Genomic DNA, 11,169 nt, shown 5'->3' with positions numbered 1-11,169 from the left:
ACAGGAGCTGGAGGAGGCGTTGTTTTTACGCCCTCTATCTCAGACGAGGAATCAAAAGAAATCGTTCAAGACCTCTGCAAGCAATTGTCTGAAAGTGACCGTATTCTTCCTGGGGGTTACATTTACTTATCTGATCTTTTAAGCAATCCAAAGATTTTGAATCGTATCGGCCGTATCATTGCTAAAGCCTTCCGTAATAAGAAGATTGATGCTGTCATGACTGTAGCGACCAAGGGAGTTCCTCTAGCCAATGCAGTGGCAAACGTCTTGAATGTTCCTTTTGTTATTGTCCGCCGTGATTTAAAAATCACAGAAGGATCAACCGTCAGTGTTAACTATGTTTCAGGATCTAGTGGCGACCGTATTGAAAAAATGTTCCTTTCAAAACGTAGTCTAAAAGCAGGAAGTCGGGTTTTGATTGTGGATGATTTCCTAAAAGGCGGTGGAACGATCAACGGGATGGTCAGTCTTTTGGCTGAATTCGATTCGGAATTAGCAGGGGTAGCTGTTTTTGCTGATAATGCTTCAACAGATCGCGAATTCTTTGAACACAAATCCTTATTACGAGTGACCAATATTGATGTGAAAGAAAATAAATTGAATGTTGAAGTTGGAAATATCTTTGACTAAAGGATACAAAGGAGGATCAAAAAGTGAAAAGAATCTTAGATCGATTTGATAACAGCCCTTTGTGGATTCGCTTAGTGACTGTTTTAGCCTTATCCTTTATTTTAGTAGCTGGTTTGTATACAGTGAAAAAGAATACGGCAGCCCAAGTAACGACAGAGATCCAACCCGCTAAAAAGACAGGGGCTCTTCCAGTGAAAAAGGAAACAAAGGAAGAAAAAGAAAAGAAGGAAGAAAAGAAAAATATTGAAGCTGCAGAGAAAGCAGTAGACCAAATGGAGAAAAATCCGAGTCAAGAATCTGTAACTGCTGCGCAAACAGCTGTTAAGAAAGTGAATGATGCAACTCAAAAACAATCACTAGAAGCTCGTATCCAATACATTGCGAACTATTATGGTTTAACCTATGAGGAAGACACAACGGCTGTTCATCAGAATCAAACAGATTCAAATACAGATACAGGAGCGAACACGACAGACGCGACAATCCAATCACAACAGCAACAACAATATACACCCACTGTAGATGCAGGGACGCAAACTCCGTCTCAAACAGCTCAATAGTTTAACTTTTAGACTTCTTGAAAAAACAGAAAAAAGATCTTGCAAACAAAGTGCCGTCATGTTATAATAATAGACGGTACTTTTTACTTTTGGTCTCTCAAGAGTGTACAGGGACGTGCTGACAAATGTTGCAAAAGTACACACAGATGGTAGCTGTCACCAAGTGTACCATCACCAAAAATAAAAAATTTCACAGGAGAATGTAGATGCCTACAATTAACCAATTGGTTCGCAAACCGCGTAAATCAAAAGTAGAAAAATCTAAATCACCAGCTTTGAACGTTGGTTACAACAGTCATAAAAAAGTTCAAACAAACGTTTCTTCACCACAAAAACGTGGTGTTGCAACTCGTGTTGGAACAATGACACCTAAAAAACCTAACTCAGCCCTTCGTAAATTCGCTCGTGTACGTTTGAGCAACTTGATCGAAGTAACTGCTTATATCCCAGGTATCGGACACAACTTGCAAGAACACAGCGTGGTTCTTCTTCGTGGTGGACGTGTAAAAGACCTTCCAGGGGTACGTTACCATATCGTCCGTGGAGCACTTGATACTGCAGGTGTAAACGATCGTAAACAAGGCCGTTCTAAATACGGTACTAAAAAACCAAAAGCATAAGGAAAGGGGATAAAGAAAAATGAGTCGTAAAAACCGTGCGCCTAAACGCGATGTATTGCCAGATCCGCTTTACAATTCACAATTAGTTACTCGTCTTATCAACCGCGTTATGCTTGATGGTAAACGTGGTACAGCTGCTTCAATCGTTTACGGAGCTTTCGAACAAATTAAAGAAGCTACTGGAAACGATGCTCTTGAAGTATTCGAAACAGCTATGGAAAACATCATGCCTGTACTTGAAGTACGTGCTCGCCGTGTCGGTGGTTCTAACTACCAAGTCCCAGTTGAAGTTCGTCCAGAACGTCGTACAACACTTGGACTTCGTTGGTTGGTAACAATCGCTCGTCAACGTGGTGAACACACAATGGTTGATCGTCTTGCAAAAGAAATCTTGGATGCAGCGAACAACACTGGTGCAGCTGTTAAGAAACGTGAAGATACTCACCGTATGGCTGAAGCTAACCGTGCATTCGCACACTTCCGCTGGTAAGATAGGATGCGAAAGCGTTAAGAAAGTCCCAGAGAAAATAGGGAATCGAAGCAGGTTGCGATTGCAACCAATGAGATTCATCTTTTTCTCCAGACTTTTAGCTTGAGCTCAACTAGATCATGATGCTAGGAACGGCAAGGATGCAAAGTGAAAATAGGAAACTGACGCAGTATTCGATGAATACAAGGAAGTTTATCTTTTTCACACAGCATCCCGTTCCGGCTCAAATCGGCTAATTAACTTTAGCTCGGGTTCAATTAAGCTTCGTCAGCTCTTGAACCCAATTCAACTTTTCTTACAAGTTGGAACCAAAACTTAGCATGAAAACACTGAGAACGGGTAGGTCCTGCCTATCCGTTTTTATTAAATCATGTTATAATAGAATATAGAAATAAAAAATATAGGAGAAACAAACCTCATGGCACGCGAATTTTCACTTGAAAAAACTCGTAATATCGGTATCATGGCTCACGTCGATGCTGGTAAAACAACTACAACTGAGCGTATCCTTTACTACACTGGTAAGATTCACAAAATCGGTGAAACTCACGAAGGTGCGTCACAAATGGACTGGATGGAGCAAGAGCAAGAACGTGGTATCACTATCACATCTGCCGCTACAACAGCTCAATGGAAAGACACTCGTGTAAACATCATCGACACACCAGGACACGTGGACTTCACTATCGAAGTTCAACGTTCACTCCGCGTTTTGGACGGTGCTGTAACCGTTCTTGACTCACAATCAGGTGTTGAGCCTCAAACTGAAACAGTTTGGCGTCAAGCAACTGAATACGGAGTTCCACGTATCGTATTCGCAAACAAGATGGATAAAATCGGTGCTGACTTCCTTTACTCAGTAAGCACACTTCATGACCGTCTTCAAGCAAACGCTCACCCAATTCAATTGCCAATCGGTTCTGAAGATGATTTCCGCGGAATCATTGACTTGATCAAGATGAAAGCTGAAATCTATACTAATGACCTTGGTACAGATATCCTTGAAGAAGATATTCCAGCTGAATACCTTGAACAAGCTCAAGAATACCGTGAAAAATTGGTTGAAGCAGTTGCTGAAACTGATGAAGACTTGATGATGAAATACCTTGAAGGGGAAGAAATCACTAACGAAGAATTGAAAGCTGGTATCCGTAAAGCTACAATCAACGTTGAATTCTACCCAGTACTTTGTGGTTCTGCCTTCAAGAACAAAGGGGTTCAATTGATGTTGGATGCAGTCCTTGACTACCTTCCAAGCCCACTTGATATCCCTGCAATCAAGGGTGTAAACCCAGATACAGACGAAGAAGAAGAACGTCCAGCATCTGATGAAGAGCCATTTGCAGCTCTTGCCTTCAAGATCATGACTGACCCATTCGTAGGTCGTTTGACATTCTTCCGTGTTTACTCAGGTGTCTTGAACTCAGGTTCATACGTATTGAACACTTCTAAAGGTAAACGTGAACGTATCGGACGTATCCTTCAAATGCACGCCAACACTCGTAAAGAAATCGAAACAGTTTACTCTGGAGATATCGCTGCTGCCGTTGGTTTGAAAGATACTACAACTGGTGACTCATTGACAGATGAAAAAGCAAAAATCATCCTTGAATCAATCGAAGTTCCAGAACCAGTTATCCAATTGATGGTTGAGCCTAAATCTAAAGCAGACCAAGACAAGATGGGTATCGCCCTTCAAAAATTGGCTGAAGAAGATCCAACATTCCGCGTTGAAACAAACCCTGAAACTGGTGAAACAGTTATCTCTGGTATGGGTGAGTTGCACTTGGATGTCCTTGTTGACCGTATGAAACGTGAATTCAAGGTTGAAGCTAACGTTGGTGCTCCTCAAGTATCTTACCGTGAAACATTCCGCGCTTCTACACAAGCACGTGGATTCTTCAAACGTCAATCTGGTGGTAAAGGTCAGTTTGGTGATGTTTGGATCGAATTTACTCCAAATGAAGAAGGTAAAGGATTCGAGTTCGAAAATGCGATCGTCGGTGGTGTGGTTCCACGTGAATTCATCCCTGCAGTAGAAAAAGGACTTCAAGAATCTATGGCGAACGGTGTTCTTGCTGGTTACCCGATGGTTGACGTGAAAGCTAAGCTTTACGATGGTTCATACCACGATGTCGACTCATCTGAAACTGCCTTCAAGATCGCTGCATCTCTTGCACTTAAAGAAGCTGCTAAGACTGCACAACCAGCTATCCTTGAACCAATGATGCTTGTAACCATCACAGTTCCTGAAGAAAACCTTGGGGATGTTATGGGTCACGTAACTGCTCGTCGTGGACGTGTAGATGGTATGGAAGCACACGGTGCAAGCCAAATCGTTCGTGCTTATGTGCCACTTGCTGAAATGTTCGGTTACGCTACTGTCCTTCGTTCTGCAACTCAAGGACGTGGTACCTTCATGATGGTATTTGACCACTACGAAGATGTACCAAAATCAGTACAAGAAGAAATCATTAAAAAAGCTAAAGGTGAAGCTTAATTTACCAAAGCTGAAAAACTCTTCCCATTCGGGAAGAGTTTTTCTTTGTTCCAAAAGTGAGTACAAGTAAAAAAAAGTGCTGATCAGGACTTTGTGAAAAACTTTAATAAAAGAGGTAGTGATCTATGATAAATCTTGCTTTTCGTGGGGAAATAGTTGCTTTTTAATGCAATAAAGTATATAATAGAGACTGTTAAAAGATGTTTGGCGCTGTGTCAAGTTACTCTTTTCACAAAAAAATTTTTTGATTTTCATAAGGAGGAAATCACGAATGGTAGTTAAAGTTGGTATTAACGGTTTCGGTCGTATCGGACGTCTTGCTTTCCGTCGTATCCAAAACGTAGAAGGTGTTGAAGTTACACGCATCAACGACCTTACAGATCCAGTTATGCTTGCACACTTGTTGAAATACGATACAACTCAAGGTCGTTTCGACGGTACTGTGGAAGTTAAAGAAGGTGGATTCGAAGTTAACGGTAAATTCGTTAAAGTTTCTGCTGAACGTGATCCAGAACAAATCGACTGGGCTAACGACGGTGTAGAAATCGTTCTTGAAGCAACTGGTTTCTTTGCTACTAAAGCAGCTGCTGAAAAACACTTGCATGCTGGTGGTGCTAAGAAAGTTGTTATCACTGCTCCTGGTGGATCAGATGTTAAAACAGTCGTATTTAACACTAACCACGATATTCTTGATGGTACTGAAACAGTTATCTCAGGTGCTTCATGTACTACAAACTGCTTGGCTCCAATGGCTAAAGCTCTTCAAGATAACTTCGGTGTTGTTGAAGGATTGATGACTACTATCCACGCTTACACTGGTGACCAAATGATCCTTGACGGTCCACACCGTAAAGGTGACCTTCGTCGTGCACGCGCTGGTGCTGCTAACATCGTTCCTAACTCAACTGGTGCTGCTAAAGCAATCGGTTTGGTTATCCCTGAATTGAACGGTAAATTGGACGGAGCTGCACAACGCGTTCCTACTCCAACTGGATCAGTTACTGAATTGGTAGTTGTTCTTGAAAAGAACGTTACTGTTGATGAAGTAAATGCAGCTATGAAAGCAGTAGCTAACGAATCATACGGTTACACTGAAGATCCAATCGTTTCTTCAGACGTTGTAGGTATGTCTTACGGATCATTGTTTGACGCAACTCAAACTAAAGTTCTTGACGTTGACGGTAAACAATTGGTTAAAGTTGTTTCATGGTATGACAACGAAATGTCTTACACTGCACAACTTGTTCGTACTCTTGAATACTTCGCAAAAATTGCTAAATAATTCATGCGTATGATGAGAGGAGGGAAACCTCCTCTTTTTTTGTACTTTTTTTAGGGCTTTCTCATCATATTATAGGAATTGCCAAAATAGATTGACAGTGCTAAATAGATTAAGGTATCCTATTCTTGATTGGAGATTTCTAATACAACAAAATGAAAGCGATTACAGGTCGTATAGAAAGGAGCCAATGGAAATCGCTCAAGAAATAGAAAAAAACATACAAGGAGGTCAAGATGAAAGGTCATCTATTTGAAAAGAAAGAACGATTTAGTATACGAAAATTCAGTGTGGGAGTTTGTTCCGCATTGATTGGGTTAACATTTTTAGGAACAGGCGCTGTCTCTGCAGATGAGACGGTTTCTACTAGTGAACAACCCTTGGAAACCTCTTCAGTAGCGACTGAAGAGGTCAATCATCTAGTGAGAGAAGCTGGCGTCTATACTGCAGATGCGGCACTTCCTACAGCTGATCCTGCAAAACCGGCCACAGAAGCGGTCACTCCAGAGGCTAGCCCTACAAGTACAGAAGCTAGCTCGACAACTACAGATCATCCAGCTGTTTCAGAGACTGAAAAACCGAAAGCTACTGCTGAAAAAGTGGCTGATTTACCAACCAATGAAGAAAAACAATTAAGACCCAAAGAAGTTAAGTTCGATACCTGGGACGATCTCTTGAAGTGGGAACCAGGAAAACGAGTGGATGACGATATGAACAGAGCAAGCGTTCCACTTGCGAGTCGTTTCCAAGGAAAACAAATTAATGAACAAGCCAACCCTGAAGCTAAGATACAAGCGCTGTCAAACATGAACTCCAAAGCCAAGGATCATGCGTCTGTCGGCGGGGAAGAGTTTAAGGCCTATGCTTTTGATTACTGGCAATATTTGGATTCTATGGTCTTTTGGGAAGGGCTGGTCCCATCAGCAGATGTGATCGATGCTGCCCACCGAAATGGGGTTCCTATTTATGGGACAATCTTTTATAACTGGTCTAGCAGCATCAAGGATCAAGAACATTTTGCAGAAACCTTGAAAGAAGATAGTGAAGGCTCTAAAACCTTCCCGATCGCTCGTAAATTAGTCGAACTTGCTAAGTACTATGGCTTTGATGGTTACTTTATCAACCAAGAAACGACTGGAAATCTTGTAGAACCATTAGGTCCAAAATTGAGAGATTTCCTTCTTTATACCAAGGAATATGCGAAAAGTCTGAACTATCCGATTAAGTATTCCTGGTATGATGCTATGACCTATGAATATGGCCGTTACCATGAGAATGCGCTGGGAGAATATAACTACAATTTCATGCAGCCAGAAAATGGGGAAAATCCAGTTGATACCTTCTTTGCTAACTTTAACTGGGGCAAATCAGAAGTTGATTATTCCATCAGTACAGCCAAATGGATTAACCGGAATCCTTATGATGTTCTTGCTGGACTCGAGCTCCAAAAAGGAGGTTCTTATAAGACTAATGTCGACTGGAATGCCATTTTAGATGAGCATGGTAAGTTGCGTCTTTCCCTAGGTCTTTATGCGCCAGATACCATTACGGGTCTAGGAAAGACGGGAGAAGGTTACCATACCCATGAAGATTTATTCTGGACTGGCTTCCAAGGGGACCCAACCAAAGGAAAACCAGCAGACCAATCTTGGTACGGCATGTCCAATCTAGTAGTGGATAAAACACCAATCATAAACGCTGATTTTAATACTTCCTTCAATACTGGCCACGGCAAACACTGGTTTGTCGATGGCAAGATTTCTAAAGAAGGGGAATGGAACTACCGTTCTGTTTCTGGCTACCTTCCAACCTGGCGTTGGTGGGTAGAACATAGTGAAGATAGTACGCCATTGAAAGGGCGCTATGATTTTGATCAAGCCTACAATGGAGGGAACTCTCTAGCCTTTGAGGGAGATTTAAAAGCCAATAGCAGTCAAAATGTCATGCTCTATTCGACCAAGATTCCTGTGACAGAAACGACAAAATTAAGCGTCAGTCATAAAGGTGGGGTCGGAGCAGCTGCCTGGGTAGCTGTTGCCACAAAAGAAGACTACTCTGAATACGAATGGAAAGAATTGACACCGAGTGCGGATTGGTCTACTCAAACCTTTGATTTGGGAAGTTTGGCTGGCAAAACCATTTATGCTGTGAAGATGTTCTTTGACCATGATACGGATGTCAAAGACTACAAATTTAATCTTGGCCAATTGTCGATTACGTCGAACCAAGAGAAACCAGCTGCTCCTTCTGAAGTAACTGTGCAAGGCAAACGCCTACAAAATGCGCAAGAAGCAGAAGCAGTCCTCAATTTTAAAGGGGTAGCGGACGCAGATTATTATGAAGTCTATGAAAAAGATGGCGACAACTGGCGCCTCTTAACGGGGTCTTCTGCAACCACCGTCTATCTACCAAAAGTTAGTCGTTCAGCAAGTGCTGAAGGAACGACTCAGGACCTCAAGGTCGTTGCAGTTGGGAAGAATGGCCAACGTTCAGATGCAGGGACTGTGGCCTTTGATTGGGGCATGACCGTGTCAGATACCAGTCTTCCAAAAGCCCTAGCACCAAACGTGGTCATCGGAGCCAAAGTGATCGGTTCGAGTTTCCCAGATGCGGATGGTAGTGAAGGCATCGAGGGGATGTTAAATGGTACCATTACCAGTCTTTCAGATAAATGGTCCTCTGCTCAATTGAGTGGAACCGTCGATATTCGCTTGACACAACCACGGACCATTGTTCGTTGGGTCATGGACCATGCCGGTGCGGGTGGAGAATCTGTCGACGATGGCAAGATGAATACCCGTGACTTCGACCTTTACTACAAGGATGAAGCGGGTGAATGGAAGCTCGCTAAGGAAGTTCGTGGCAATAAAGCCCATGTATCCGACATTACACTCGACCATCCAATCAAGGCTCAAGACTGGCGTCTCCATGTCATTACGGCAGATAACGGCACCCCATGGCAAGCCATCCGGATTTACAATTGGAAGATGTATGAAAGTCTGGATACGGAAACGGTCAACATCCCGATGAAACATGCTGCAGCGCAAAACTTAGGCAATCATTTTGTCCAAGTCGGCTTCAAAGATGTTCCGGCCAATACTACACTGACTCTTTATGCTGATAAAGAAGCGACCAGTCCAATTGCGACCATGACAGCCGATCAAGCTGGAAATCTCATCTTTAAACCGCTCGCTTTTGAATCAACCCCATCTCTTCTCTACTATCGTGCGCAAGAACCTGGCAAAGATATCAGTAATGTTCTAGCGATCGAAGTTCCAAAGAATGATAAAGAAATTGCGGGACTTCAATTTGAAGATGGTTTGACCAAGAAGGTCTACCGGGAAGGGGATGCTCTTTCCTTGAAAGGAGCAACACTCCGTGTTCATTATAAAGATGGCCTAGCAGATCAACTGGTCAACCTCACCAACTCAGGTGTAGAGATTCATGGCTTTGATAGTAGCAAGCTTGGAGAACAACACCTAGAAGTTTCTTACCTTGGTCAGAAATTGGATAAGACTCTCACTGTTTTTGTGGTCAGTGCAGAGGAAGCGGGTGAAAAAGCAGTTGCTGGTCTAGAATTGACCGACAAACCAAAAGTGGAATATATTGTCGGAGAAGCATTGGAGAAAGAAGGCGGACGCTTTACAGTCGTCTTTGAAGATGAAACGACCGAAACGCATGCCTTGACAGATGAAGGTGTGGAAGTAACTGGCTTTGATACGACCAAGGAAGGTCGTCAAACCCTCACTGTCCATTACAAAGGAGCTAGCACAAGCTTTGATGTCCTCGTCAATCCAAAACCAGCTCTCAACGATGAATACCTCAAGCAAAAATTGGCTGAAGCTGAAGCTGCAAAAGCCAAAGTAGACTTTACTTTTGCGACTCCTGAAGTCAAAGAAGCTTTGCTGGCTGGAATGGCTGCTTCTGAAAAAGTCTTGAAAGAGCATGATACCAGTACACAAGATCAAGTTAATGAGCAGTTGAACCAATTGACCGCTCTCTTGAAAGCCTTGGATGGTCAAGCTAATCTAACAAAAGAAAAAGAAGCTCTCTCTGCCCTGACAGAGGAAGCGACCGCTCTATTAGCAAGCAAGCCAAATCACCCTTCTGGTGAGGCTTTGCAGGCACTGATTGAGAAAAATAAAGAGCTTCTAGCTTCTTCAGAACTCACTCCTGAAGCGCTTGAAACAGCTAAGACCGGTCTAGAGACCTTGATTGCGCTCCTGAAAGAAGATAAGCCAGCGGTCTTTGTAGACTCTGCGACTGGAGTCGAAGTTCAATTCTCCAACTTAGAGCCAACCGTTGTCAAAGGACTAAAAGTCGCAAAAGTTGAAGCCAATCAGGTAGAAAAAGAAGAGCTGAAGGGCCGAGAAGGAATCGTCTTTGATATTGAAGGCGTGGATGCAAGTGGTCAGGATATCGATACCCACCATCCATCCCTTGTGAAGATTCCTGTGGATAAGGATAAAGAAGTGGAGCAAGTTCTCTTCTTCCCTGAAGGTCAAGCTCCTCAATCCTTGGCCTTTGAGAGAGTTGGAGATGTGGTCATCTTTACCGCTCCTCACTTTACCCACTATGCGATTGTCTATAAGCCAGCCAAAACGGAAGGACCAGACCAACCGATCCAACCAGAGGAACCGGCTAAACCAGATCAGCCTGTTCAACCGGCTCAACCAAATCAACCAGTCCAACCAGCTGCCCCAGTGACTCCAGATCCAGCTAATCCATTGAAGCCTACAGAGCCTTCTCAAGTGGATCAGTTGCCCCCAACGACTTCTACTCAAGCGAGTCATCAAGAGGAAGATCACAAGGATATGGTCGATCAAGAGATCCATCAGTTGTTAAGTGCCCACCAAGGAGTAAACTCACAGCCGACTGTTCAGCAAGAAACAAAAGATGCAAGCAAAGAAAGTCAATCGGAACACTTGCCAAATACGGCTAGCCTAGAAGCTTCCTTTGCAGCTGAAGCTGTTCTCCTAGCAGCCTTAGGCGGCTTCCTCTTGGCTGGTAAGAAGAAAGAAGAGTAAGTCTTTTACAGAATTCTTTCGTTCACTTAAAAAGTCACTCTCAAAAAAACCTCTCTGGTGAAA

General features: G+C 43.0%; 7 protein-coding genes. All 7 read left to right on the top strand.

Going from position 1 to position 11,169, the window contains the following annotated elements:
- Positions 1–630, top strand: a 630-nt coding sequence (gene purR, locus SPADD19_RS08460) for a pur operon repressor (protein WP_241496555.1), incomplete at its 5' end; no start/stop codon positions are given.
- 23 nt (positions 631–653) lie between these two features.
- The gene (locus SPADD19_RS08455) at positions 654–1,190 is read left to right on the top strand and encodes a hypothetical protein (protein ID WP_013904207.1); all 537 of its coding nucleotides are present in this window, start codon (positions 654–656) and stop codon (positions 1,188–1,190) included.
- A gap of 206 nt (positions 1,191–1,396) precedes the next feature.
- Positions 1,397–1,810, top strand: coding sequence for a 30S ribosomal protein S12 (gene rpsL, locus SPADD19_RS08450; RefSeq protein WP_003003125.1), 414 nt, complete (start codon positions 1,397–1,399; stop codon positions 1,808–1,810).
- Positions 1,811–1,829: 19 nt separating this feature from the next.
- On the top strand, positions 1,830–2,300 hold the full coding sequence (rpsG, locus tag SPADD19_RS08445; protein WP_003003105.1) for a 30S ribosomal protein S7: 471 nt from the start codon (positions 1,830–1,832) through the stop codon (positions 2,298–2,300).
- A 418-nt stretch (positions 2,301–2,718) separates the two neighbouring features.
- Complete coding sequence (gene fusA, locus SPADD19_RS08440; RefSeq protein WP_061455783.1) at positions 2,719–4,800, top strand: elongation factor G; 2,082 nt, start codon at positions 2,719–2,721, stop codon at positions 4,798–4,800.
- Between the two features lie 271 nt (positions 4,801–5,071).
- Positions 5,072–6,082, top strand: coding sequence for a type I glyceraldehyde-3-phosphate dehydrogenase (gap, locus tag SPADD19_RS08435; RefSeq protein ID WP_006154814.1), 1,011 nt, complete (start codon positions 5,072–5,074; stop codon positions 6,080–6,082).
- Between the two features lie 233 nt (positions 6,083–6,315).
- Complete coding sequence (locus SPADD19_RS08430) at positions 6,316–11,106, top strand: endo-beta-N-acetylglucosaminidase (protein ID WP_061455782.1); 4,791 nt, start codon at positions 6,316–6,318, stop codon at positions 11,104–11,106.
- The last annotated feature ends 63 nt before the right edge of the window (positions 11,107–11,169 follow it).

Origin of the sequence: Streptococcus parasanguinis (assembly GCF_001578955.1) — a bacterium.
GTDB classification, from domain to species: Bacteria; Bacillota; Bacilli; order Lactobacillales; family Streptococcaceae; genus Streptococcus; species Streptococcus parasanguinis_U.
This window is presented reverse-complemented; position numbering and strand designations above follow the sequence as displayed.

Coding starts and splice junctions, on each gene's coding strand:
- rpsL (WP_003003125.1), top strand. CDS start 1,397: ATGCCTACAATTAACCAATTGGTTCGCAAACCGCGTAAATCAAAAGTA.
- rpsG (WP_003003105.1), top strand. CDS start 1,830: ATGAGTCGTAAAAACCGTGCGCCTAAACGCGATGTATTGCCAGATCCG.
- fusA (WP_061455783.1), top strand. CDS start 2,719: ATGGCACGCGAATTTTCACTTGAAAAAACTCGTAATATCGGTATCATG.
- gap (WP_006154814.1), top strand. CDS start 5,072: ATGGTAGTTAAAGTTGGTATTAACGGTTTCGGTCGTATCGGACGTCTT.
- SPADD19_RS08430 (WP_061455782.1), top strand. CDS start 6,316: ATGAAAGGTCATCTATTTGAAAAGAAAGAACGATTTAGTATACGAAAA.